The 24,413-nt window shown below is 32.7% G+C and carries 24 protein-coding genes; 8 read left to right on the forward strand and 16 right to left on the reverse strand.

Going from position 1 to position 24,413, the window contains the following annotated elements; all coding sequences use genetic code 11:
- Positions 1 to 98 precede the first annotated feature (98 nt).
- From R8749_RS05525 to R8749_RS05545, 5 genes are all read right to left on the reverse strand, one after another.
- A complete protein-coding gene (locus tag R8749_RS05525; RefSeq protein WP_317694777.1) occupies positions 99 to 374 on the reverse strand; it encodes an HU family DNA-binding protein in 276 nt (91 codons plus the stop codon).
- A 146-nt stretch (positions 375 to 520) separates the two neighbouring features.
- Complete coding sequence (der, locus tag R8749_RS05530) at positions 521 to 1,837, reverse strand: ribosome biogenesis GTPase Der (RefSeq protein WP_425613185.1); 1,317 nt, start codon at positions 1,835 to 1,837, stop codon at positions 521 to 523.
- Between the two features lie 63 nt (positions 1,838 to 1,900).
- Positions 1,901 to 3,115: a 30S ribosomal protein S1 gene (gene rpsA / locus R8749_RS05535; protein ID WP_317694779.1), complete on the reverse strand. Its 1,215-nt coding sequence runs from the start codon at positions 3,113 to 3,115 to the stop codon at positions 1,901 to 1,903.
- A gap of 59 nt (positions 3,116 to 3,174) precedes the next feature.
- The gene (gene cmk, locus R8749_RS05540; protein WP_317694781.1) at positions 3,175 to 3,816 is read right to left on the reverse strand and encodes a (d)CMP kinase; all 642 of its coding nucleotides are present in this window, start codon (positions 3,814 to 3,816) and stop codon (positions 3,175 to 3,177) included.
- Entirely contained in the window at positions 3,816 to 4,490 is a 675-nt protein-coding gene (locus tag R8749_RS05545) for a LysM peptidoglycan-binding domain-containing protein (RefSeq protein ID WP_317694782.1), read from the reverse strand. The genes cmk and R8749_RS05545 overlap by 1 nt, the downstream gene beginning before the upstream one ends.
- Positions 4,491 to 4,562: 72 nt before the next feature.
- Here R8749_RS05545 and R8749_RS05550 point away from each other — a divergent pair, with 72 nt between their 5' ends.
- Positions 4,563 to 4,775 carry a ferredoxin gene (locus tag R8749_RS05550; protein ID WP_317694784.1) on the forward strand — a complete coding sequence of 71 codons (213 nt, stop codon included), beginning with the start codon at positions 4,563 to 4,565 and terminating at the stop codon, positions 4,773 to 4,775.
- A gap of 1 nt (position 4,776) precedes the next feature.
- On the opposite strand, the gene R8749_RS05555 is transcribed toward R8749_RS05550, so the two are convergent.
- The 9 genes from R8749_RS05555 to R8749_RS05595 all read right to left on the reverse strand — a co-directional run bounded on the left by R8749_RS05555 (position 4,777) and on the right by R8749_RS05595 (position 15,086).
- Positions 4,777 to 5,499, reverse strand: coding sequence for a pseudouridine synthase (locus tag R8749_RS05555; protein WP_317694786.1), 723 nt, complete (start codon positions 5,497 to 5,499; stop codon positions 4,777 to 4,779).
- Position 5,500: 1 nt separating this feature from the next.
- Positions 5,501 to 6,031 carry an SMC-Scp complex subunit ScpB gene (gene scpB, locus R8749_RS05560; RefSeq protein ID WP_317694788.1) on the reverse strand — a complete coding sequence of 177 codons (531 nt, stop codon included), beginning with the start codon at positions 6,029 to 6,031 and terminating at the stop codon, positions 5,501 to 5,503.
- The gene (locus R8749_RS05565; protein WP_317694790.1) at positions 6,021 to 6,773 is read right to left on the reverse strand and encodes a segregation and condensation protein A; all 753 of its coding nucleotides are present in this window, start codon (positions 6,771 to 6,773) and stop codon (positions 6,021 to 6,023) included. The genes scpB and R8749_RS05565 overlap by 11 nt, the downstream gene beginning before the upstream one ends.
- Positions 6,734 to 7,111, reverse strand: a complete 378-nt coding sequence (locus R8749_RS05570) for a hypothetical protein (protein WP_317694792.1) — start codon at positions 7,109 to 7,111, stop codon at positions 6,734 to 6,736. The genes R8749_RS05565 and R8749_RS05570 overlap by 40 nt, the downstream gene beginning before the upstream one ends.
- 3 nt (positions 7,112 to 7,114) lie before the next feature.
- A complete protein-coding gene (xerD, locus tag R8749_RS05575; protein ID WP_317694794.1) occupies positions 7,115 to 8,029 on the reverse strand; it encodes a site-specific tyrosine recombinase XerD in 915 nt (304 codons plus the stop codon).
- Complete coding sequence (locus tag R8749_RS05580; RefSeq protein WP_317694796.1) at positions 8,004 to 8,861, reverse strand: S1 RNA-binding domain-containing protein; 858 nt, start codon at positions 8,859 to 8,861, stop codon at positions 8,004 to 8,006. Before R8749_RS05580 ends, xerD begins: the two co-directional genes overlap by 26 nt.
- Positions 8,862 to 8,937: 76 nt before the next feature.
- Positions 8,938 to 10,701 (reverse strand): pyruvate kinase, encoded by a 1,764-nt coding sequence (pyk, locus tag R8749_RS05585; protein WP_317694797.1) that lies wholly within the window; start codon positions 10,699 to 10,701, stop codon positions 8,938 to 8,940.
- A 27-nt stretch (positions 10,702 to 10,728) separates the two neighbouring features.
- Positions 10,729 to 11,688 carry a 6-phosphofructokinase gene (gene pfkA, locus R8749_RS05590; RefSeq protein ID WP_317694799.1) on the reverse strand — a complete coding sequence of 320 codons (960 nt, stop codon included), beginning with the start codon at positions 11,686 to 11,688 and terminating at the stop codon, positions 10,729 to 10,731.
- A 95-nt stretch (positions 11,689 to 11,783) separates the two neighbouring features.
- Positions 11,784 to 15,086, reverse strand: a complete 3,303-nt coding sequence (locus tag R8749_RS05595; protein ID WP_317694801.1) for a DNA polymerase III subunit alpha — start codon at positions 15,084 to 15,086, stop codon at positions 11,784 to 11,786.
- A 49-nt stretch (positions 15,087 to 15,135) separates the two neighbouring features.
- Here R8749_RS05595 and R8749_RS05600 point away from each other — a divergent pair, with 49 nt between their 5' ends.
- Positions 15,136 to 15,315, forward strand: a complete 180-nt coding sequence (locus R8749_RS05600; RefSeq protein WP_317694803.1) for a DUF2929 family protein — start codon at positions 15,136 to 15,138, stop codon at positions 15,313 to 15,315.
- Between the two features lie 6 nt (positions 15,316 to 15,321).
- Here R8749_RS05600 and R8749_RS05605 read toward each other — a convergent pair whose 3' ends face one another.
- Positions 15,322 to 15,762: a DUF1836 domain-containing protein gene (locus tag R8749_RS05605; protein ID WP_317694805.1), complete on the reverse strand. Its 441-nt coding sequence runs from the start codon at positions 15,760 to 15,762 to the stop codon at positions 15,322 to 15,324.
- Positions 15,763 to 15,818: 56 nt separating this feature from the next.
- The gene (gene rpmF, locus R8749_RS05610; RefSeq protein WP_317694807.1) at positions 15,819 to 16,007 is read right to left on the reverse strand and encodes a 50S ribosomal protein L32; all 189 of its coding nucleotides are present in this window, start codon (positions 16,005 to 16,007) and stop codon (positions 15,819 to 15,821) included.
- Between the two features lie 156 nt (positions 16,008 to 16,163).
- Here rpmF and R8749_RS05615 point away from each other — a divergent pair, with 156 nt between their 5' ends.
- The 6 genes from R8749_RS05615 (at position 16,164) to R8749_RS05640 (ending at position 24,389) form a co-directional block, all read left to right on the forward strand.
- Complete coding sequence (locus R8749_RS05615; protein ID WP_317694809.1) at positions 16,164 to 17,729, forward strand: ABC transporter permease subunit; 1,566 nt, start codon at positions 16,164 to 16,166, stop codon at positions 17,727 to 17,729.
- Between the two features lies 1 nt (position 17,730).
- A complete protein-coding gene (locus R8749_RS05620) occupies positions 17,731 to 18,471 on the forward strand; it encodes an amino acid ABC transporter ATP-binding protein (protein WP_317694811.1) in 741 nt (246 codons plus the stop codon).
- 196 nt (positions 18,472 to 18,667) lie between these two features.
- Positions 18,668 to 20,122, forward strand: a complete 1,455-nt coding sequence (locus tag R8749_RS05625; RefSeq protein WP_317694813.1) for a PTS transporter subunit EIIC — start codon at positions 18,668 to 18,670, stop codon at positions 20,120 to 20,122.
- 229 nt (positions 20,123 to 20,351) lie between these two features.
- A complete protein-coding gene (locus R8749_RS05630; protein ID WP_317694815.1) occupies positions 20,352 to 21,203 on the forward strand; it encodes a PRD domain-containing protein in 852 nt (283 codons plus the stop codon).
- A 19-nt stretch (positions 21,204 to 21,222) separates the two neighbouring features.
- Positions 21,223 to 22,677 (forward strand): PTS transporter subunit EIIC, encoded by a 1,455-nt coding sequence (locus R8749_RS05635; protein WP_317694817.1) that lies wholly within the window; start codon positions 21,223 to 21,225, stop codon positions 22,675 to 22,677.
- Positions 22,677 to 24,389 carry a glycoside hydrolase family 3 protein gene (locus R8749_RS05640; protein WP_317694819.1) on the forward strand — a complete coding sequence of 571 codons (1,713 nt, stop codon included), beginning with the start codon at positions 22,677 to 22,679 and terminating at the stop codon, positions 24,387 to 24,389. The genes R8749_RS05635 and R8749_RS05640 overlap by 1 nt, the downstream gene beginning before the upstream one ends.
- The last annotated feature ends 24 nt before the right edge of the window (positions 24,390 to 24,413 follow it).

Consider the following 24,413-nt stretch of genomic DNA (forward strand, 5'->3'; position numbering starts at 1 on the left):
TGGCTTAACAAATCAAGTGCTTTTTTTGAAAATTTCTGTTTAATTTTTTTTCCCTCTAATAAAAAAAAACCCAGTCAAGACTGGGAATTATTTTTAAACTATTTAACAGATTCTTTTAAAGCTTTTCCAGCTTTAAAAGCAGGCACTTTACTAGCTGGAATTTGAATTTCTTTTCCAGTTTGTGGATTACGGCCAGTCCGAGCAGCACGCTCTCTCACTTCAAAAGTACCAAAACCGATAAGTTGAACCTTACCGCCTTTAGTTAAAATGTCTTGAATAGAACTAAATACTGCATCAACTGCACGAGTAGCATCTTTTTTTGTAAGATTTGTACTTTGTGCAACTGTATCAATTAAATCTGACTTATTAGCCATATTAGAATAACCTCCAAAAAATCAATGGAAAATGAAACACGAAGTCGATTGTCTCTTCTTTCCGTACATCAATTTAGCACAAACTTCCTCATGCCGCAAGTTATTTATAACAAATTTTACTGAATCACCAAATATCTCTTGAATTATTAAGACCTCTGTCGAGCCTTGATTTTAATGGGAACTCCCGTAAAATCAAATACTTTTCTTATATAATTTATCAAATAACGATCATAAGAAAAATGGAATAACTTAACATCATTAACAAAAACAATAAACAAAGGCGGCTTAACACCAACTTGGGTTAAATAAAATAATTTTAATTTACGTCCTTTGTGAGCTGATGGTGGAGTCATAGAAATTGCATCATACAAAATGTCATTTAAAACCGAAGATGGAATTCGTTTGATTTCATTTGAATAAACCTCTGTGACTAGAGGAAGTAATGTTTCGACTCTTAACCCTGTTCGAGCTGAAATAAAGACAATTGGAGCAAAATTTAAATAAGGAAGTTCATCTCGCACATACTGTTCGAATTCTTTCATCGTATGATTATCTTTTTCAATTAGATCCCATTTATTGACAATAATGATAATACCTTTTCCTGATTCAAAAGCTATCCCCGCGACTTTTTTATCTTGCTCTCTAATCCCAGCGTCTGCATCAATTAAAATTAAAGAAACGTCAGATTCATCGACAGCATCTTTAGCTCTAATAACCGAAAATTTTTCTACTGCTTCTTGGACTTTCCCAGGTTTTCTAATTCCAGCAGTATCAATCAATTTAAATTTTTCACCGTCTTCTGTTTCGAGATTAAGAGAAATTGCATCTCTAGTTGTTCCTGCATGAGAAGAGACAATCATTCGATCATTTCCAACTAATTTATTAATCAAGGAACTTTTACCGACGTTTGGCTCGCCAATAATACTAACTTTTATTCGATCAGTTTCTTTATCAACTTCTTCTTCTTCTGGAAGCATTTTTGTTATTCGATCGAGCAAGTCTCCTACCCCAGTTCCGTGAGTCGCAGAAATGGACATAGGTTCTCCTAAACCTAATCCATAAAATTCATAAGCACTTAGTCGTTCAACGTCATTATCAGCCTTATTTACTGCCAAAATTAGTTTTTTCTTTTCATTTCGTACTAATTTAGCAATTTGATCATCTTGCTTAGTTATACCCGAATTACTGTCCACAAGAAAAATAATTACATTTGCTTCCTTTAAGGCTTCATTAACTTGAGAATTTATTTCAGAATTGAAATCACTTGGTTCAAAATCCATTCCGCCTGTGTCGATAACGTCAAATGTTCTTCCATTCCAATCGGCAGTCCCGTAATTACGGTCGCGCGTAATACCAGGTGTATCGAGTACAATTGCTTTTCTTTTTCCAATAATCCGGTTAAATAAAGTAGACTTTCCAACATTGGGTCGGCCGACTATTGCAACTTTTGGTTTAATCGTCAATACCTCCTTTAAATGAAAAAGCGTTGAGATATCCCAACGCTTTTCTTAATTAAAAACAAAAGATTACTTAGTTTCTTCCTGCTTGCTTTCAATAATATCTCCGATTGAAAAACCTGAGGTTTCAGTCGGTTTATATTTCATATTATCACCAGAACTATTTTCTGACTTAGCTGGACGGTCTTCTTTATCTTTAGGGTTTTCCTCTAAAGCTTTAATTGATAACGAAAGACGTTTACTATCTTTATCTAAATCAATTACCTTAACTTTAACCTCTTGACCAACTTTAAGAACTTCACTTGGTGTTGCAATATGCTTATGACTGATCTGAGAAATATGAACTAAACCTTCAATTTCAGGTAAAACTTCAACAAAAGCTCCAAAACTAGTTAACCGTTTTACTTTACCATCTAAAGTTTCACCAACTTTAACAGTATCACTGATGTTATCCCAAGGAGTTGGCTCAAGTGCTTTCAATGATAATGAAATTCTTTCTTTTTCATTGTCAATTCTAATTACTTTTGCAGTAACTTCATCACCAACACTTAATACATCATTAGGATCAGAAACACGCTTACGAGAAATTTCTGAAATATGAATTAAACAATCGATTCCATCAATATCTACAAAAGCACCAAAAGGTGTAATTCTCGTTACCTTTCCAGTAACTTCATCGCCTTCATGAATTCTGCCTGCCAATTCATCAAATTTTTCTTTCTTTTCTTCTTGAACAAAATCTCTTCTAGAGAGAATTAATCGATTTTCAGAAGGTTCAATCTCTATTACTTTAACCTTTAAATCTTGTCCAATATATTGCTTTAAATTACGCACGAAATAAGACTCAATCCTTGAAGATGGAATAAAGCCCACAACTCCACCAACATCAGCTAATAAGCCGCCTTTAACAGCTTTAACTACATGTGCAGAAAGAGTATCTTCTTTTTTTAATCTTTCTTCTAGTTCGCTCCATTGCTTCTGCGCTTCAATACGTTTACGAGAAAGTAAAAAGTTTCCATTTTCCTTGTCAGCTCCAAATTTAGAAATAACTACTAAATCTAAATCATCTCCTGATTTAAAAGAATCATGAATATCATCGATTCTTTGAGTCGATAGTTCCCGTTCTGGAACAACTCCCTCAAGTCCAGTACCTAAAATACTTACAACAAGCTGATTGTCGTCAACTTGCAAAATTTCTGCTTTGACTACATCACCTAAATTTACATTTAAACTTTCATCAAGAGCTTGAGCCATTTGCTGGCTGTCACTAAGATTGTCGCTCATGAATTATCCTCCAAAAATATGCTAATTAATAATATACTCCAATCGGCGCCAAAAATCCATTATCGCTGTATTTTGTTCATTAATGAATTAACAACCTGATCAATGCTCATTTCACCAGTATCAATCAAAATCGCATCTTTTGCCATCACCATTTGTTTTGAATCCAACTCATCTCTTCGCTTGATTGCAGTAACTAATTCTTCTAGCGATAAATTAATTCCCTTTTTTTTATTTTCCAAAAATCTTCTTTTAGCACGAATTTTAGGATCAGCCGTTAAAAAAAATTTATAATCTGCAGAAGGTAAAACTACTGTTCCAATATCTCTGCCGTCCATCACAACATTTTGGTTTCCAGCAATATTTTGCTGCAAAGAAATTAGATGTTTACGAACTGATGGATAAGAAGCCACTTGCGAGACATTTTTGGCAACAATTGGATTTCTAATTTCCTGGGTTACATCTTCGCTGTTAACAAAAAAATGAAGCCGATTATTAATAACCCGGCTGTCATAATTCATTGATTTAAGTAAGTTCGTTAAAAGCTCTTCATTATTTAAATCAATTTTATTTTTTAATCCAAAATAAGTTAATGAACGATACATTGCTCCTGTATCGACATATAAAAAATCTAGCTTTTTAGCGATAATTTTCGCAACTGTACTTTTACCAGTTGAGGCAGGCCCATCAATTGCAATCTGCATTATGGTACCTTAATAACCTGACCAGGCACCAGCTTAGTATTAGCACTTGCACCATTCAGCTGATAAAGAACATTTACACTGACCCCATATTTTCTAGCAATGCTATACCAGTACTCTCCAGATTGAACCGTATAGTTAGTACCTTGAGGATTTGAACTGCTGGAACTAGAAGCCGAACTTTGGCTTGATGAACTAGCTGCTGGCTGTGAAGAAGATGACTGCGAACTGGCTGAACTGCTCGACTCTTTCTCAGGACTTTGAGATGATTGAGAAGAAGAGTTTGCTTCTGAAGATGATTTTGAAGTAATTTCATCTTCCTTGGAACGCTTATGGGACTTCTTACTCTTTGTTTTTTCTTTCGAAGACCCTTTCTTACTATTTGTCTTTTCCTTTGAGGCAGTAGAAGAACTTTTCATAGTTACTTGATTTTGAGAAGAAGTGTTCTTTTTATTATTAGAATTTCCAATTACTCCAATCAAAAGCGGAACTAAAATAACTAAAATTAACGCACCAAGAATGATAAAATAATAAAGATTCTTATTAGATTTCATCTTTCTAGCCCGAACTCTTGAAAGATTTCCTTCTTCATCTCGATCGTCGCTAAAAGTTTTATCCCAAGGTGTCTCTTCACTATTTTTATTGTTATCGTTTAAATCTGATTTTTGATCTTTCATCTACATTTAACTCCAAATTTATCTTAAAATTAATTATATCATAATCCATTTACTAGAAAGTTGTGATTAAAATTGAAATTACTATTAGACTCTAAACGTTGTATTGCTTGCGGTCTTTGCCTCCGTGAGCATCCTGAATTATTCGATCTCGATGATAGGGGAATTGCTCACTTTAAAAAAAACTTAACCAGTGACTCTTCAGTTGAAATTGATTCAAAAAAAGCAAAAGATTTAAGATCAACTATTACCAACTGTCCTGGAAAAGCTTTTAGGATTGATCGTTAAATTATCTGCTAAGACTTTTTAATTTCTTTATTTCATCTTCTCGGAGTTCGCGATACATCCCTGAACGCATTCCTTCATCTTTCAAAAAAGAAATCTGAACTCTTGTTAATCTTCTTACCGGATAACCTAGAAAAGAAAAAATTTCTTTAACTTCATGTTTTTTCCCTTCAGTTAAAGTGATTTCAACAAATGAATTCCCGCGCTCTCGGTCCACTTCTTTTACTTTTATTCTCGCTGGAGCATATCTAACACGTTTAATTTTTAATCCTGTTCTAATTTTAGAAAGATCATTGCTATTAATTAAACCTTTGATTTTAGCCAAATAGGTCTTTTCAACCAAGTATTTAGGATGCATTAATAAATTAGCAAGTTCTCCGTCATTTGTCATTATAATTAAGCCGCTTGTATCATAATCAAGTCGTCCTACCGGAAAAAGATGAAGTTTGGGATCAAAAAAATCAGAAACTGTTAGGCGACATTTCTCATCCTTGGTTGATGTAATAACTTTTTGAGGTTTATAAAAAAGAAAAGTCCGCTTAACTATTTTTTTAATTGGACGATTATCTACTTCAATCTTATCACTTGATACAACCTGGATTCCCATCTCTTTAACTACATGACCATTTACTTTAACATGACCATTTTTAATTAACTCTTCTGATTTACGTCTTGATGCAATTCCACTTTCGGACATAATTTTCTGCAGGCGGATTTTTTGATTCAATTTAAAATAACTCCTTTTGTTTTTCTTTTTCTGATTTCTCAAGTTCTGGAAGATCACGTAAATCTTTTAAGTCAAAATATTGTAAAAAATAATTGGTAGTTCGATAAACTTTTGGTCTCCCTGGAGCGTCACTTTTCGTTGAGCGAATCATTTTCTTGTTTTCTAAATTATGCAAAATTTGCGAGCTATTAACCCCTCTTAGCTCATCAACTTGGATTCTCATCACCGGCTGTTGATAAGCAACTATCGCTAAAGTATTAAGTTCGGAATTACTTAACCCTTTGCCCATATATCTTTCTAAAAAAAGATCAATACTTGGCGCAAGGTCGCCTCTCGTCTTAATAAAAAAGGTCCGATCCTGTTCAACAATTTCTAAACCACTCGCAGTTTCTTGATACCTTTTTTTTAATTGATTTAAATGACTATTAACTTCTTCTTCACTTAAGTGATAAGTTTTTAATAATTTTTCTATTTCAACACCATCTTCTCCAGCCAAAAAAAGAAGTGCTTCAAATATTGCTTCAAACTGCAACGTTTTGCTCCAATACTAGTTCTCCAAACTCACAAGACTGTCTAACTTTGATCTCTTTTAAATGCATTAACGATAAAATTTCAACAAAACAGGTAATGATTCCGTCAAGACTTGGAAATTCCTGCACTAAATCAGAAAAAGTTGTTTTACCCTTATCTTTCATAATTTGTTTAATTCTGTTATTAACCTCAGCTGAAGAAACTTTGATTCTCTTAATAACATCAAAAACCTGACCCCTTTCTTCAGACGAACTAATAATATTCTGCATACATTGTGCTAATTGGTCTAAAGTTACTGCATCTAGTTTTAACGCAGGTTTTTCCCATTCGGAAGCAAATATTTCTTCACGGGAATAATTTATTTGATGAGTTGATTTTTGTATTTTCAAAGATTCAGTAATTTGGATAAATTTATCATAAGCTAATAATTGATTTTTTAAATCAGTTCTTGGATCTTCCTCAAGTTCATCTAAATCATCTTCTTTAGCAGGCAAAAGCATTTTTGCTTTAATTAAAGTTAATTTACTTGCCATCACTAAATAGTCCCCCAATCGATCTAACAATTGGTCACCAAAACGATTAATAAAATCCAAAAATTGAGATGTAATTTGAACGATTGGAATATCGTTTATATCAATTTTTTGAGTCTTAATTAATTTCAATAAAAGATCTAATGGACCTGAAAAATTATCGATTTCAAATATTAATTTGTAACCAATGTCTTGTTCTGCGTTTTCTCCCATTTAATAAAAATATCCTTTAACTTTTCTGCACCTAATATTTTTTTCTGTTTCATTTGGGCCTGCAAATCATTTAAAACACTATTATATCCTGCAGTATTTTTAAAATTATTACGCAAAATAATATCTTTGACAATAACCAATGATTCGTCATATTTTTCAATCGAAATTAAACCATCATAGTGTTTATCAGGTCCTGACCATAAATATAATTCGTTATCATCATTATTGGTTAATTGATCAATTTTCATTTGTAACTTTGAAGTTTTTATCCGACGATCATTATAGGTCAAAATTCCCATTGAAATTTTCTTTAATTCTGGTGTGTATTTTTTTAACAAAATTTACTTCCTTGGTTTTGCTTCGTTATAAACTTTTAAAAGAAGATTATTAGCAATATGGGTATAAATTTGAGTAGTTGATACATTTTGGTGTCCTAAAAGTTCCTGAACGCTTCTTAGATCAGCACCATTGCTAATTAAATGAGTTGCAAAAGAATGGCGCAATGTATGGGGAGTTACCTTTTTATCAATACCAGCAATTTGCAGATATTTTTTTATCAACTTCCAAATAGATTGTCTTGAGATACCATTTCCCTGATAATTCAAAAAAACAAAATTACTATTGGACTTATTAATCTTATCTCTGATCTCTTTAAAATAAAGATTTATAAAATGGATTGCTTCATCATTCAAAGGAACGATTCTTTCTACATTTCCTTTACCGACAACATTAATTAAATGCATCGATAAATGAAGATCATCTAATTTTAATGATGTCGTCTCACTAACCCTTAGTCCTGCTGCATACATGGTTTCTAGAATCGCTCGATCTCTAATTCCAAACTTAGAATTCAAATCAGGTGCTTTCAACAAACGATCGACCTCCTCATAACTGAGAACACTAGGTAATGGTGTTGTTTTTTTGGGCCGAGCCATATTTTCAAGCGGATTTTCTATTGCTAGTTCATTATCCTGCAGAAACGAATAAAAATTCTGTAAAGAAGAAAATGACCTAACTGCCGAATTGATAGCCATTTTATCACCATATACGTTTTGATAGAACTTTTGAACGTCAAGAGTTTTGGCACTTAAAGCTGAAAAATTATTAGAACTACAATACTCCAGCCATTTTTCAACATCATTTAGATATGAACTAACTGAATTCTTTGACAAATTTAAGATCACTATCAAATAATTCTCAAAATCTATCAAAACTTGTTTATCACTTTTATTAAGATTTAATTTTGAGATATCCATTTTCGCTTGTAATCAAATTTTGTTTTAAAAGGTGTCCGACAGCACGTTTAAAACTAGACTTACTAATTCCAAATTTATCTTTAATTTCTTTTGGAGTTGAAGAGTCACTTAACAGCAATTTCTTATCTGGTGTAAATTTTATAGCAGCTAAAATCATCGCGGCATCATCATCGATTCTAGCATATGCATTTTTTAACAAAGAAATATTAATCCGGTCGTGGGCTCCAAAACCAATTATTCGACCAGTAATTTCTTGACCTAAGTGAACATTTTCTTCCATCTCGGTGTGGTGAAGATATGCAAACCGACCCTCTTTTAATAAAATAAAAACACCAGTCTTACCTAGATGGTATACATGCCCCGAAACCATTTCGTTTTGTTTAAATTTATGGTCAAAACTAATGAAGCCTCCTGATATTAAGTCCTCATCAGTTGCAAGTTTTCCCCATAATCGATCTTTGTTGTCTCTTTCTAAACGAACGATCAGCTCATCATCTACCTGGGGCCAATCACGAGAGTTATCAGGTAAATCATCTAATGAAACCAAAATATCTTTATCTGCTAAACCAATTGAAACAAACACTCCACTACTATGATCAACTGTTTCAACTTTTCCCCAGCCAAAACTTTTTAAAGAAGCTTTTGGAATTGTTGTATCAACACACCATTCACCATGCCGATTCAGATATAAAAATCCAAAATATTTTTTTTCAGGTTCAAGTAAACTTATGTCTTTTGCTCTAACATAAACATTTTGCTCATCCACTAAACCGATAACAGTATTATCTTTTATTTCCTTGACTGTTACTTCAAGAATTTCACCATTTTTCATTATATCTCCATGATAAAAGAAAAGCGCGAAAAGATAAATATTTCGCGCTTTAAAATCTCTAATTTTTATTATTTATTTAGACGTTTTCGATTTTGCCTTTATAAACTATTCCACCTTTTGGATCTAATGTAATAGTTTGACCATCAGAAACTAAGTTAGTAATGTTCTTAGCACCAACAATAACTGGGATTCCTAGCGAAAGACCAACTACTGCAGCGTGAGAAGAAAGTCCGCCGCTTTCAACAACAAGACCTGATGCTTTTTCAATAGCAGGAGTATAGTCTTTATCAGTAGTTTTAGTAACTAAAATATCTCCGCTTTGAGCCTTAGCAATTGCTTCTTCAGCGCTTGTTGCAACTTTAGCCGTTCCAACAAATGAATGATCACCAATTCCGCTTCCTTTAGCGAGTTTGGAACCAATTAATTGTACTTTTAATACGTTAGTAGTTCCAGTTTCACCAACAGGCACTCCAGCAGTAATTAAAATTAAATCACCTTCTTCAGCAAAACCTAATTCTACAGCCTTTTGAGTTGCTAAATCAAATAATTCATCAGTTGAATTAAGATTTTTAACTAGAACTGGTTGGACACCCCAGTCAATTGTCAAACTTCTTTGAACATCTTCATTAGGAGTTAAAGCAAGAATATCTGCTTTAGGACGATATTTTGAAATCATTCTTGCGGTAAATCCAGATTGAGTTGCTGCAACAATTGTCTTAACACCCAAGTTCTTAGCAATATGAGCAACTGATTGTCCAACAGCTTCTGTGACATCTGTTTTATCTGATAAGCGTTTCAAAGTAAAAGCATCAAGATTAACTAAAGATCTTTCAGTTCTTTTATCGATTTTTGCCATTGCAGCAACAGATTCAACTGGGTATTTACCGTTAGCACTTTCACCAGAAAGCATTGTTGCATCTGTTCCATCAATAACTGCGTTAGCAACGTCATTAACTTCGGCTCTGGTTGGACGTGGATTTTCCTGCATTGAATCAAGCATCTGAGTTGCAGTAATTACCGGTTTACCAGCTTCATTACATTTTCTGATTAATTCTTTTTGAACAAAAGGAACATTTTCAAAAGGAATTTCAACACCCATGTCACCACGAGCAATCATTAAACCATCGGATACTTTAATGATATCGTCAAAATTATCAATTCCTTCTTGTGATTCAATTTTAGGATAAATCTTAACAATTTCGCGATGTTTCTTTTCAAGTAGTTCACGAATATCTAAAACATCCTGTGGTTTACGAACAAAACTAGCAGCAATAAAATTGATGCCATGGTCAAGACCAAAATTAATATCGTCAGTATCCTTCTCAGTAATACCTGGCAATTTAATTTCAACACCCGGAGCGTTAACACCCTTTTTTGATCCAATCATGCCTTCATTTTCAACAACAGTGATTAGTTCTTTGTGCTCTTCATCTTTACCAGTAATCTTGAGATCTACTAATCCATCATCAATTAAAACATGTCCGCCAACTTTAGTATCTTCATAAAGTCCAGGATAAGTAACAGCAATTTTACTTGGATTACCAGTTAAACTTGCATCCATTGAAATGCGAATTTCATCACCCATATGAGCTTCAAATTTGCCGCCTTCTTGATCAGTTGTTCTTATTTCTGCTCCCTTAGTATCAAGCATAATACCAACTAATTTACCAGTGATTTTTTCAGCTTCTCTAACCATCTTCATCCGGGAAAGATGTTCTTCATGGTCACCATGTGAAAAGTTAAAGCGAAAAACATTAGCTCCGGCTTTAATCAATTTTGCAATAATATCTGTCGAGTTACTAGCTGGTCCTAATGTTGAAACAATTTTAGTCTTTTTCATATATTTATATCTACTCTCTTTTCTAAATTAATAAGATAATGTGTTTGCTAATTCATACATTGATAAATCTGTAACTGCTTTTGTATTAAAAAGATCAATAATCGGATGGTGAGTTATAATCTGGTTTTCAATTCCTACCGCTTGACCACCTTGGCCGTTTAATAAAAGTTCAACTGCGTAACTCCCCATTCTTGCAGCAATGACTCTGTCATATGCTGTTGGAGAACCACCTCTAACAACGTGACCTAATGAAACACCTCTGATGTTTTCTACACCTCGGTTTGAAAGCTGTTCAGTAAGGTCTTGTGCATGAATTGCTCCCTCAGCTGTGACGATGATTTGATGGTCATGACCGCGGAGTCTAGCATCTTTAATTGTTTCAGCAATTTGGTCGACATCGAAAGGTTTTTCAGGGATTACTACTACTTGACTGCCTGAAGCAACGGCTGTCCTTAAAGCAATTTCGCCTGAATTACGTCCCATAACCTCAACTACGAAAATTCGACTATGGCTTTTTGCTGTATCACGAATTCTATCAATCTCCTCAACAGAAGTTTGAATTGCTGTATTAAAACCAATAGTATGATCTGTAAAAGGAATATCATTATCTATTGTTCCAGGAACGCCAATTGCATTATATCCATGTTCAGTTAATTTAACAGCTCCGTGATATGTACCGTCACCGCCAATAGTAACCAAGGCATCAATTCCGTTATTTTTTAACTGCTCAATCGCCTTTAATTGCGTTTGTTCTTCGGCAAATTCTGGATATCTTGCTGTATAAAGCATAGTACCGCCTAGCTGGATTAAATCAGAAACCTCTTTTTCTTTGATTTCAAAAATGTTTCCTTCGACTAAGCCTTTATAACCGTAATTTATGCCACATACTTCAAGATTAGCACTTAATGCCTTTCGAGCTACAGCTCTGATTGCAGCATTCATTCCAGGGGCATCTCCGCCACTTGTCAAAATACCAATACGTTTCATTAAAATAAACCACCTCAATAAATTTTGTTGGATCCTAAATATTCCAATCGCGGTTAATGTTACCACTAACAGAGGGTTTTGTCATAAATTTTCAATTATTTCTTTTCTTGAAATATGACATGTTTATTACCGACTAATTGAATTAATTCGTGATACAATTCTTCGCTCATTGAAACCCAGCTATTAGGGTTTAAAAGAACATTTTGACCAGTTTTATTATTAACAATGTAAACGGGATTTAATCCGTGATTTTTTGCGAATAATTGCTGCAAAATTTTCATTTTTTTGGAATCTATTTCAGAAACCTCAACAAAAAGTTTTTCATCATTAAAAGTTTTTGATGCTTCTTTTAATAAAAACATTTTATTGATTATAAAATTTATTCCGCGTCGGTCTCTAATTTGACCGAAAGCTGCAATTTTTTTTCCTTCAATCACTTGGCTGCTATATTCAAAATACTGATCTGAAAATATTACTCCTTCAATAACGTCTTCCATATCGTCTAAAGATATAAATGACATTTGTTTACCATTTTTATCTTTAATAACCTGTTTTTTGACGATCGTTGCAAAAATCCAAGACTTTTTCCCTTTTTGAAGTTGATTAATTTTTTGCGGCTGATAAATTTTTTCTAAATTTTTAAATTCATCAAAAGGACTTCCATTAAGATACAATCCCGTTAATTCATGTTCCATTTCAATTTTTTCATCGTATGAAAAATCTGGATAAGGATCCCATCGAGGTTTTAATTGCTCAAATAAATTAACATTATTTTGTGAAAAAACAATGCTATCGATACTAGTTTTTAGATTCTCAACCAATTCACGCCGATTACCAGGAAAATCATCACAAGCACCAGATCTGATTAAAGGCAAAAAGTTATCATCTTTAAGAAATCTTCGATCAACTCGATTTAATAAATCGTTTAAATCTTTATAAGAACCATATTTAAACCTTTTAGAGACCACTTCTTTAATAAAATCTCTCCTAAGATCTTTAATTAAAACTAAACCTGAAATAATTTTCTTTCCATCATTAGTGAAGTTAAAAATGCTAGTGTTGATTTCAGGAGAGATCGTCCTAATATTTTTTCTTTTTGCAGCGTTAATTAAATTACGTAATCGAGTATAGTCTCCTAACGAATACTCCAATTGAACAGTAAAAAAATGAATTGGAAAGTGGGATTTAATATAACCGAGCCAAAAAGCTAACATACTATATGCAACAGAATGTGACTTATTAAAACCATAGTTAGAAAAATATTCAATTAAATCGTAAACCTTTTTGGCCTGCTTTTCACTGTATCCTTTTTGGACAGCTCCGTCGATAAATTTAGTCTGATATTCATCAAGAAGAGCACGATTTTTTTTGCTCATCGCCCTCCGCAGCATATCTGCTTCACTTAAAGGAAAGCCTGCCATTAAATTTGCCGCCTGCATGACCTGTTCTTGATAAACAATAACTCCATAAGTACTGTCAATAATCGGCTTTAAAGGGGCCAAATCAGGATCATATGACGTATCCTTATTTTTTTTATGTTCAATATAGGTATTAATTTGACCCATCGGACCAGGTCGAAATAGTGCATTTGTTGCTACAATGTCGTTAAAACTCTCAACATCCATTTTTAAAAGAACTCTTTTTAATCCATCTGATTCAAATTGAAAAACACCATCAGTATCAGCATCATGAAATACTTTTAAAGTTAAAGGATCTTTGTTATCAATTTGTTCAACCTTAAAATTTGGGTCATCATATTTGTGAACCAAATCAATCATTTTTTTTAGAATCGTCAGATTACGAAGTCCCAAAATATCGATTTTAAGCAGCCCTAATTCTTCAACATCGTGGTAAACATATTGCGTCAACAAAATGTCGTTTGCCCCTTCTTGTAAAGGGATCTTATCAACTAATTTATTTTCAGAAATCACCACGCCAGCTGCATGAATTGAAGGCTGTCTTGGTAATCCCTCAATCTTTAACAAAACAGAAAAAAGCATCCGGCCAAACTTATCTTCATTGACTAGTTTTTGAAATTCTGAAGACTCACTGTAGCATTGTTTTAAAGTTACATGTAAACCATGTGGTACTGCATTAATCCATCTGGAAACCGTCTTATTATCTGCGGAAAAGACGCGTAAACAATCACGAATCCCTTGTTTTACGCCTAAAGTTGAGAAAGTTATAATTTGTGCAAAATTATCTCTGCCATATTTTTGCTGCAGATATTTAATAATTTCTCCTCTTTTATCATCAGGAACATCTAAATCAATATCTGGCATATTCACTCTGGCCGGATTTAAAAATCTTTCAAACAGTAATCCATACTCAATTGGATCAACTTTAGAAATTCCTAAAGTATAAGATACTAAAGATCCTGCTGCTGAACCACGGCCTGCTCCTAATTGAATATCAGCTGAATTAGCGTAATTGACAATATCCCAAATAATTAAAAAATAATCTGCAAATCCCATTTCATCAATAACTTTTAACTCATATTCAACTCGCTTTAAATATTCGGGATCTTGATCTTTTCCTAGTTCAGTTAATCCTTGACTAACCAAATGTTTTAAATATTTTGATGATGAATCAAAAGATGATTTAAAGTGTGGTAATTCTGTTTTTTCTTTGACAATTTCAACATTAAGTTCTTTTGCTAAATTATTGGCGTTAGTTACTGCATCAAATAAATCACCCTTTTCAGGGTTAACAACTTCTGAGGCAGATTTTAATTCATGAGAACCAGGAACTGTCAGTAAAGGGTCCTCGGGGTCGATTTTCTCTTGTTTATCAATCGCTTCAAGAATTTTCAAAGCGACCTCATCTTCAGCATTTAAATATTTAACTTCGTCCATATAAACTATTTTTAAAAGTTTCTGCTGATAGATTTTTTCGTAAATGTTCATTTTACTTAGATTCATTAAACTGGGAGAATAGCCCAAATAAAGATTAGAAAACAGCTTACGGTATTTACCAATCATTTCATTTATTTTTTCAAAATTAGACTCAATTATTTCATTTTCAGTTGGACTTATTATTACAGTTAACCCTGAGTAATAATCTTTTAAACTTTCAAGAGTTTGAAAATTTGAATCAATATTAATTAAAGTGGAAATCTTAAGTAAATTTTTATAACCTTCTTTATTTTCAGCCAGTAAAACCAGCTTGATTCTCATATCAGAAAAACCTCTGGTACCCAAAGTCATTCCAATAATCGGCTTAAGATTGTTTTGAATACACTGATCATAGAACTGAATCGTTCCATGCAATACATTAAAATCAGTAATTGCTAAAGACCAATATCCCCTTTTTTTGGCGACTTGAATTAATTCTGGGATTTTAATGGTCGATTTTAAAGTAGAATAGCAAGTGATCGTATTTAGATTGACAAAATTCATATTTTTATTTTCCAAAAAGTGTTACAATTTCATGCGAGAGGTACAAAAAATGAAATACATAACTTCGATGGTATGGATCATTGCCTTTTTCCAAATCATTGGGTTTATCGGCTCAAGTTTGACGAAGACGCAATATGATCCATTGCAAACGTTCTATGTTTCACTAGTTTTTGGGGTAATTTTCAGTATTGTCCCAATTGAATTAGAAAAATTATCTAAGAAAAATTAATCTTCCTCAAGAATCTAGATCAGGTTCTTGAAGAAGATTTTTTATTTGTCTTTTAGCAATTAAAACACTAGATAATTGTCCGAAAATATCTGATAAATTATCATTAACGTCATCTGAACTATTAACTAGCTGTTCATTAAAAATCTTTATAAAACCATTATAACGATCTTCAATTTTACTATCGACTAAAAACTGCTCTTTAAGGGAAATAATTTCATCAAGTGAAAAAATTTCTTTCATGAGATTAATAAAAATTAATTGGGCAACGTGAACTCGATTATATTTTTTTTTCTGAGGTGAATCTAAAAGCTTATGTTTAACATAATTGTTGACCATTGAAGAAGTTATTTCACCTCCCCAAGGATTGGTAGAATCATTAACTACTGTAACAATTTGATCCATATATAAATCAAAATTTGGAAGTTCATCCCAAGTTGGTAAACTCATTAAATATTCCTTTGTAAAAATAAACAAAAAAGACCAAGGATTCCCTTGATCTTCAATTATGCAGGATTTTCGTTATTCTTTTGAATAACTGGTTTTCCTTTGTAAATTCCGCTTGGAGATACGTGGTGGCTTAATGTATATTCGCCCGTTAATTCATCAAAATGAATTGAAGGCGCTGTCAATTTTTTATTGCCACGACGAATCCGTTTCTTCGTTTTCGAAGTTCTTCTTGCAGGTGTTGCCATTATATGAACTCCTATCTCTATATTATTACAACATCATTCAATTATAGCTAATCTGCCAAAAAAGGCAAGTCTTATTTGATCAAACCGCAAGATTAATTGACACGAGTGGCGTAGACTTTTAAAATATTTAGTTATCTATAAAAAGGGATAAATGTTATGGGATTAAAGATCAAAAAAAGTCATTTTTTTTTAATTTTGTTTGCAGTTTTAGCACTGTTTTTAACAACTAATATTCATCAAGTATCAGCAGCTCAAAAAGAATTCAGAGTCGGCATGGAAGCTGGATATCCCCCGTTTAACTGGACTCAAGTTGACGATTCAGGCGGTGCGGTAAAAATTGATGGATCAAAGCAATATGCTAATGGGTATGATGTACAAATTGCTAAAATTATAGCTAATAAACTAGATCGAAAACTTGTTATTGTCAAAACTGTTTGGGATGGTTTAGCTCCTGCATTAACCTCAGGAAAGATTGATGCAATAATTGCTGGCATGTCACCTACTCCTGAAAGAAGAAAAACGGTTGATTTTTCAAATCCGTACTTAGTATCAAAAGCAATTATGATTGTTCGAAAAAATTCGGCATATGCCAATGCTACTTCTATTCAGGATTTTAAAAGTGCTAAAATAACTTCTCAATTGAGTACATTTCTTTACGATTTAATACCACAAATTAAAGACGTCAAACAAGAAACCGCAATGAATGACTTTTCAGCGATGAGAACTGCTCTTCAAAGTGGCGTTATTGACGGATACGTTGCTCAAGAACCAGAGGGTATCAGTGTCGAAAATGCAATGCCCTCTTTAAAAATGATTAAATTCTCAAATGGCAAAGGATTTAAAACTGACAGCTCAGATGATGCCTCAGCGGTTGGACTCAAAAAAAATAGTCCTGACATGGCAAAAATTAACCAAATTCTGGCTGGAATCTCTAAGTCTAAACGTGAAAAAATGATGACTTGGGCGGTTAAACATCAGCCTCAAACATCTGATAAAAAAGTAAATTGGTTTATCAATATTTTCCAAAAATACGGGAGCCTTTTACTAAACGGTACTCTTACTACTCTTTGGATTTCTTTAATTGGAACAATTGTGGGTTTTCTAATTGGATTATTGGTTGGAATTATCAGGACTGTGCCGTTATCAAAATCAAAAGGGAAAAAAATTGGTCAAAAAATTCTCAATGCTTTTTTCTGGCTTTATATTGAAATCTTTCGTGGAACCCCAATGATGGTTCAAGCTGCCATTTTTTACTACGGATTAGCACAAGCATTTCAAATTAACGTAAATAAGCTTGCTGCAGCTCTTTTAATCGTCTCAATTAATACTGGTGCTTACATGGCTGAAATTATGAGAGGTGGGATTGAAGCTGTCGATCCTGGTCAAAAGGAAGGAGCCATGGCTTTAGGCATGTCGCATTTTCAAATGATGAGAAAAGTAATACTCCCTCAAGCTGTCAGGAACTCCCTGCCTGCTGTTGGAAATGAATTTGTAATTAATATTAAAGATACCTCTGTCCTATCAATTATCTCCGTAACCGAACTTTTCTTTAATGGTCAAACGATTGCGGGACAAACTTATCAATTTTTCCAAAGCTTCTTTGTAATTTCGATCATCTATCTATTTTTAACTTTTACAGTTACTCAAATTTTGAAATTTATCGAAAGAAAAATGGCTGGCCCAAAAAATTACAATTTAATGGCTAACCAATTACAGGTGTAAAATGACAGAACAATTATTTGAAATTAAAAATTTAAAGAAAACTTTTGGAAATCATACCGTTTTAAAAGATATTTCTTTCAATATTGAAAAAGAAGAAATTATTTCAATAATTGGCTCATCAGGCTCTGGTAAATCAACATTGCTTCGTTGCTTAAATTTACTTGAAGAACCTACTGGCGGGGAAATTATTTATCAAGGATCAAATATTCTTGATCCAAAATTTGACCTCAATCATTATCGAGCTAAAGTAGGAATGGTTTTTCAATCTTTTAATTTATTTAACAATCTTTCTGTTCTTAATAACTGCATCATTCCACAAGAATCTGTTTTAAAAAGAGACCATGCTGCAGCTAAAGATACCGCAATCCAAAATTTGCAAAGTGTTGGAATGGAACAATTTCTTGAAGCAAAACCAGCTCAACTATCTGGCGGTCAAAAACAACGAGTAGCAATTGCCCGTGCAGTATCAATGAATCCAGATGTCTTACTATTTGACGAACCAACATCAGCTCTTGATCCAGAAATGGTAGATGACGTTTTAGAAGCAATGAAAAAGCTTGCTGAAATTGGTTTAACAATGGTCATAGTTAGCCACGAAATGCAATTTGTCCGTGATATTTCGAACGAAATTTTGTTTATGGATGATGGAGTTATTTTAGAACATGGTAACTCAAGTGATATTTTTGAACATCCAAAGGAAGAAAGAACTAAAGAATTTCTAAAACGTTATTTGAATCGTTAATTAGATTAACTTATTTACTATCAAATAAGTTAATGATAGTATTTTAAAGTTGACTATTGGATAGTGATTGTTGCAGTTTAACAAGCTAAACCTACTTGTCACATATATTCTGCGAAAGGCGAAAGCCTTTTGATTTGAATTATGTAACAGGTGGGCTTTTTTATTGATTTTTAACATCTAAATGAAAGGATCTAAAATGATAAAGTACTCTAAATTAGCTCGAGAAATTGTTAACGGCGTTGGTGGTAAAGAAAACGTCGTATCTTTAATTCAATGTTTTACACGCTTGAGATTTGTTTTATTTGATGAATCACTCGCAGATACTGAAATCTTAAAAAGCAATAAAAATATTGTTGATATTATTCAAAAAGGTGGACAATATCAAATTATAATTGGAATAAATGCTGAAATCTTATTCGAAGAAATTAGCAAAAAGTATCATTTTCCAACTGAAGCATCAACCGAAACAATTAAACAATATAACGAAATCCCCAATTTACCGAAAAAAAAGAATACACTTTGGGATAAAACAATCGATCTTCTATTTAACATCTTTGCGCCATTATTTGGCGTAATTTGCGCTTGTGGAATTATAAAAGGACTATTAGCAATTTTAGTTGTTGCAAAAGTGCTGACGCCCACAGATGGGACATATGTAATTTTAAATGCAATTGGAGATTCAACGCTATACTTCTTCCCAATCTTTTTAGCTGTTACTGCTGGTAAAAAATTTCACGTCGATCAAATGACTTCACTTGCTATTGGAACTTCAATGATTTATCCTACCTTAATTTCAGCCTTGAATGGAAAATCAATTTCAACGGTTTTTGAAAACACTATTTTCTCATCAAAAATTTATCTAACATTTTTAAAAATACCAGTATTGCTTAATAATTACTCTTCAACTGTTATTCCAGTCATTATTGCGATCTGGTTTGCTTCCTACGTTCAAAAATTTGCTAAAAAAATTAGTCCTGTATCAATATCAAACTTTTTTGTACCGTTAATTACTTTATTAGTGGTTGTTCCAACATCTTTAATTGCAATTGGACCAGCAGCTACTTGGATGTCGAATATCATTGCTTGGCTCATAGAAGTTCTATACAAACTAAGTCCAATTGTCTTTGGCGCATTTATTGGAGGATTCTGGCAGATTTTAGTAATCTTGGGATTTCATAATGGAATTATTCCAATTGTATTAAATAATATTGTAACTGAAGGATACGATGTTATATTTGCTGCCAATATCGCCTGTCCCTTTACTGAATTGGCAGTTTTGTTTGCATTAGCAATAATATTACAAAAAGAAAATCAAAAAAGGACCATAATTGCAGCGATTTTTCCAACAATTTTCGGAATTACTGAACCTGCAATTTACGGTGTGTCACTTCCTTTAATGAAACCTTTAATTATTAGTAGTATTTCGTCAGCTATTGGAGGAAGTTTAGCGATGATATTTAAACTTAAATTCTATCAAATGGGAGGTCAAGGAATTTTTGCATTTCCTTGCTTCATTTCCTCAAAATCATCTAACTTTTCAGGATTAATTAATGCAATTGTTGTTGTAATTATTTCAATGATTATTGCATTTATTTTAACTTTATTAGTTTATCCACGGGAAAATGTTACGTCTAAAAAGATTAAAATATAAATTACACGCATCACTAATGAAAAGCTTTAAATAATTCTTTCAGCTTTGAAAAAACGTTTACAATTGAACCCTTAAATGTTAGTATGTTGTTGACTGGTGGATAGTCATTGTTGCATTTTAACAAGCTAAACCTATTTGTCATATACTTTTATAAAAGACTTCAAGGCCTTTTTAGTGTATGTTACAAATGGGTTTTTTTATTGGAAAAATTTAAAGGGGGTGAAATTATTTGATAATCAAACAGAGTCTCAATAACAACGTTGCTTTTGTTATCAATGATCAAAACAACGAAATGATTGTTAGTGGAACGGGAATTGCGTTCGGCAAACACAAAGGAGATGAAATTGATGAATCTAAAATTCAATATTATTTTCCAATTATTCCATCAGAGGTTGCCGATGGACTTGCTAAATTATTAGCTGATATACCAATTGAGTATTATGCAATAGCCAATGATGTTGTTGATAAAGCAGAAGAAACTCTAAAACTTAAACTAAATGACAGTATTTTAATTTCACTAACTGACCATATGTATGGTGCTGTTAAACAGAAAGAAAAAGGAATTGAAATTTCTAACCCGTTACATTGGGACATTAAACAACTATATTACAAAGAATATAGTGTAGGATTATTTGCTTTAAAACTTATCAAAAATTTTTTTAATGTTGATTTAAACAACGATGAGGCTGCAACAATTGCTCTCCATTTGGTCAATTGCGAGACTACTAAGAAAAAAGATCTTGACACTTATAAATTTGTAGAAATGGTTCATTGGATTATGAAAAAAACGGAAGAATACTTTCAAATCGATTTATCAAAATCCACCGACCCTATTTACTATCAAAGATTTATAACTCATATCAGATTTTTTATTCAAAGGGTTCTTAAAAAGAATTATCATCCAAGCGAACCAGATTCTCAATTGACTAATCTTATTATGGTCAAATATCCAAAAGAAAAAGACTGCGTAGTTACATTGAGTGATAAATTTTATAAAAAATATGGTCTCAAAATTTCAAAAGAAGAACAATCTTATCTGATTTTGCATATCCACAATATGATAAAACATAATAAATTTTAAAATAGAAGGAAATCTAAAAATGGGAAAATACTCAAATTTAGCAAAAGAAATTGTAGATGGAGTTGGTGGAAAAGATAACGTAATATCTTTAATTCATTGTTTTACCCGTCTAAGGTTCGTGCTTAAAAATGAAGATTTAGCTGACACTGAATCACTAAAAAATAATAAAGACATTGTTGATATTATTCAAAGAGGCGGACAATATCAAGTTGTCATTGGAATGAATGTCGAATCTGTATTTGATGAAATAAATGAAATTTACCACTTTCCAACCGAAGAGAATAAAGAAATTGAAACATCAAATGACGATGAAACAATTAAAGGTGAAGAAAATAAAAGCTTTTGGGACAAAGCTGTCGATCTTCTATCTGGGATTTTTGTACCACTTTTAGGGGTACTTTGTGCATGTGGAATTGTTAAAGGACTATTGGCCATTTTAACAGTTTCCAAAATTATATCTCCAACAGATGGAACTTATATTATTCTTAATGCAATTGGTGATTCGCTATTTTACTTTTTCCCAGTATTTTTAGCTGTTACTGCTGGAAAAAAATTTCATGTTGATCAAATGACATCAATAGCTATTGGTGCTTCAATGATTTATCCTTCACTTATAGCTTCTGTAAGCGGTAAAGCAATGTCTACTGTTTTTAGTGGGACAATTTTTGAATCAAAAGTTTATCTTACATTCTTAAAAATTCCCGTAATTCTCAATAACTATTCTTCGACAGTTATTCCAATTATTATTGCAATTTGGTTTGCTTCTTATGTCCAAAAATTCGCAAAAAAAATAAGCCCTGAAGCGATTTCTAATTTTCTTGTTCCATTAATAACATTGCTAATAGTCGTCCCTGTCGCATTAATGGCAATTGGTCCAGTAGCAACATGGCTTTCTAATATAATTGCCTGGATCGTTACATTCCTCTATAAATTGAGTCCAGTTTTACTGGGAGCATTCGTAGGAGGATTTTGGCAAATTTTAGTTATTTTTGGAATTCACAACGGAATTATCCCGATCGTTTTAAACAATTTAGCTACTCAAGGATATGATGTAATTTTTGCTGCAAACATTGCTTGTCCTTTTACAGAACTAGCTGCACTATTAGCTTTGGCAATTGTCTTAAAAAATAAAAAACAAAAAGAAACTACCATCGCTTCTATTTTTCCAGCAATTTTTGGTATAACTGAACCTGCTATTTACGGTGTTTCCCTTCCCTTAAAAAAGCCTTTCATTATTAGTTCAGTTTCTTCAGCAATCGGAGGTGCCTTAGCAATGATTCTTGGAGTTAAATTTTATCAAATGGGCGGTCAGGGAATTTTCGCTTTTCCATGTTTCTTATCAACTAAATCAACCAATTTTTCAGGAGTAATATCAGCTATTATCGTGGTTGTTATCTCGATGCTGATTTCATTTACACTTACTTTATTCATCTACCAAAGAGAAAACAAAAAAACATTGAAAGGAAATAATTAATGAAAAAAATTGATCTTACAGCGAATCCTTTTTTTCTAGATAAATCTGAAATTAAAAAAATTGATGAAATAAAGCAGCGTATGACATTCGATGAAAAAATTGGTCAGTTGTTTTGCCTAGAAGGAGATTTTAACTCAGAAGAAGAAGTTAAAAATATAATTAATAATTTTCACCCAGGCGCAATGATGTATCGGCCTCAAGACAGTGAAAAAATTCAATCAACTCAAAAAATTATTCAAAATGTTTCTCCAATCCCACTTCTTTTAGCAGCTAATCTAGAATCTGGTGGTGATGGGATCGGAACTGATGGAACTTTTTACGGCCGACAATTAGAGGTTGCTGCTTCTAATAATACTCAAAATGCTTATCGATTGGGAAAAATTTCAGCAAGAGAAGGAATGGCTGTTGGTTGTAATTGGTCTTTTGCTCCAGTTGTTGACTTTAATAAAAATTTTGCAAATCCGATTATAAATGTTAGAACGTATGGAGATAATCCTGAAACAGTTATTGATATGGCAAGTCAATATATCAAAGCGTGTCAAGAAGAAGGAATGGCCGTTTCAATAAAACATTTTCCTGGAGATGGAGTAGATGACCGCGACCAACATCTTTTAACTTCTGTCAACTCTCTTTCGACTGAAGAATGGGATCAAACTTACGGAAAAATCTACAAATCCATGATTGATCAAGGCGCATTAACATTAATGGCAGGTCACATTTATCAACCATCTTATACTAAAAAATTTAATCCAGAAATCAAAGACAAAGATATTTACCCTGGATCATTATCTCCTGAATTACTTCAAGGATTACTACGTGGACAACTTAATTATAATGGGTTAATTTGTACAGATGCCTCAACAATGGCTGGTTTTGAATGTCAGGGGGAAAGAAAAGATCTATTACCTCAATCTATCAACGCCGGTTGTGACATGATTTTATTTACAAGAAATTTAGATGAAGATTATCAAAGTGTATACAATGCAGTAAAAAGCGGAGTTATTTCTTCAGATCGTATAGATGAAGCTCTTTCTAGAATCTTAGCAACTAAAATGAGACTTAATCTTTTTGACAAAAAAAACAACGGAACTCTGGTTCCTGACAAAGATTCATTAAAAATTTTACAATGTAATGAACATGTCCAATGGGCAAAAGAATTGGCTGAAGAATCAGTAACTTTAGTTAAAAATAATCAAAATATTTTACCGTTAACACCAGATAAAAACAAAAATATTTTAGTTATCGTAATTGGCGATGAAGTAAGTGCTAGCGGGAAACCCCCCGTACATAATTTGTTTGTAGATTCTCTAAAAAAAGAAGGATTTAACGTGAGCGTTTTAGATCCTAACGACGAAAAAATGAAGAAAGCTATGACAAAAGGAGCCGTTAGTGATCTAAAATCAAAATTCGATACAGTAATATACTTTGCTAATGTTAAAACCGCTAGTAACCAAACCACTGTTAGACTTAATTGGCTAAAACCGATGGGATATAATTCACCTTGGTTTTTAAATGATATTCCGACAATTTTTATTTCCATTGCAAACCCCTATCACCTCCAAGACGTTCCAATGGTAAAAACATATATTAATGCTTACACGGCAAACGAATATGTTCCTCCAATTGTTGTAGAAAAATTAGTTGGTAAGTCACCTTTTAAAGGCATAAGTCCAATTGATCCATTTTGTGGGTATTGGGATACCAAGTTATAAAACACAAAAAGCCCCTATTTTAAA

It is taken from the genome of Xylocopilactobacillus apis, assembly GCF_033095965.1.
Classification (GTDB): Bacteria; Bacillota; Bacilli; order Lactobacillales; family Lactobacillaceae; genus Xylocopilactobacillus; species Xylocopilactobacillus apis.

What these genes read in the sequence shown, in the direction of transcription:
- R8749_RS05525 (WP_317694777.1), bottom strand. Translation starts at nt 374, where the DNA reads ATGGCTAATAAGTCAGATTTAATTGATACAGTTGCACAAAGTACAAAT.
- rpsA (WP_317694779.1), bottom strand. Translation starts at nt 3,115, where the DNA reads ATGAGCGACAATCTTAGTGACAGCCAGCAAATGGCTCAAGCTCTTGAT.
- cmk (WP_317694781.1), bottom strand. Translation starts at nt 3,816, where the DNA reads ATGCAGATTGCAATTGATGGGCCTGCCTCAACTGGTAAAAGTACAGTT.
- R8749_RS05545 (WP_317694782.1), bottom strand. Translation starts at nt 4,490, where the DNA reads ATGAAAGATCAAAAATCAGATTTAAACGATAACAATAAAAATAGTGAA.
- R8749_RS05565 (WP_317694790.1), bottom strand. Translation starts at nt 6,773, where the DNA reads ATGGGAGAAAACGCAGAACAAGACATTGGTTACAAATTAATATTTGAA.
- xerD (WP_317694794.1), bottom strand. Translation starts at nt 8,029, where the DNA reads ATGGATATCTCAAAATTAAATCTTAATAAAAGTGATAAACAAGTTTTG.
- R8749_RS05580 (WP_317694796.1), bottom strand. Translation starts at nt 8,861, where the DNA reads ATGAAAAATGGTGAAATTCTTGAAGTAACAGTCAAGGAAATAAAAGAT.
- pyk (WP_317694797.1), bottom strand. Translation starts at nt 10,701, where the DNA reads ATGAAAAAGACTAAAATTGTTTCAACATTAGGACCAGCTAGTAACTCG.
- pfkA (WP_317694799.1), bottom strand. Translation starts at nt 11,688, where the DNA reads ATGAAACGTATTGGTATTTTGACAAGTGGCGGAGATGCCCCTGGAATG.
- R8749_RS05595 (WP_317694801.1), bottom strand. Translation starts at nt 15,086, where the DNA reads ATGAATTTTGTCAATCTAAATACGATCACTTGCTATTCTACTTTAAAA.
- R8749_RS05600 (WP_317694803.1), top strand. Translation starts at nt 15,136, where the DNA reads ATGAAATACATAACTTCGATGGTATGGATCATTGCCTTTTTCCAAATC.
- R8749_RS05605 (WP_317694805.1), bottom strand. Translation starts at nt 15,762, where the DNA reads ATGAGTTTACCAACTTGGGATGAACTTCCAAATTTTGATTTATATATG.
- rpmF (WP_317694807.1), bottom strand. Translation starts at nt 16,007, where the DNA reads ATGGCAACACCTGCAAGAAGAACTTCGAAAACGAAGAAACGGATTCGT.
- R8749_RS05615 (WP_317694809.1), top strand. Translation starts at nt 16,164, where the DNA reads ATGGGATTAAAGATCAAAAAAAGTCATTTTTTTTTAATTTTGTTTGCA.
- R8749_RS05620 (WP_317694811.1), top strand. Translation starts at nt 17,731, where the DNA reads ATGACAGAACAATTATTTGAAATTAAAAATTTAAAGAAAACTTTTGGA.
- R8749_RS05625 (WP_317694813.1), top strand. Translation starts at nt 18,668, where the DNA reads ATGATAAAGTACTCTAAATTAGCTCGAGAAATTGTTAACGGCGTTGGT.
- R8749_RS05635 (WP_317694817.1), top strand. Translation starts at nt 21,223, where the DNA reads ATGGGAAAATACTCAAATTTAGCAAAAGAAATTGTAGATGGAGTTGGT.
- R8749_RS05640 (WP_317694819.1), top strand. Translation starts at nt 22,677, where the DNA reads ATGAAAAAAATTGATCTTACAGCGAATCCTTTTTTTCTAGATAAATCT.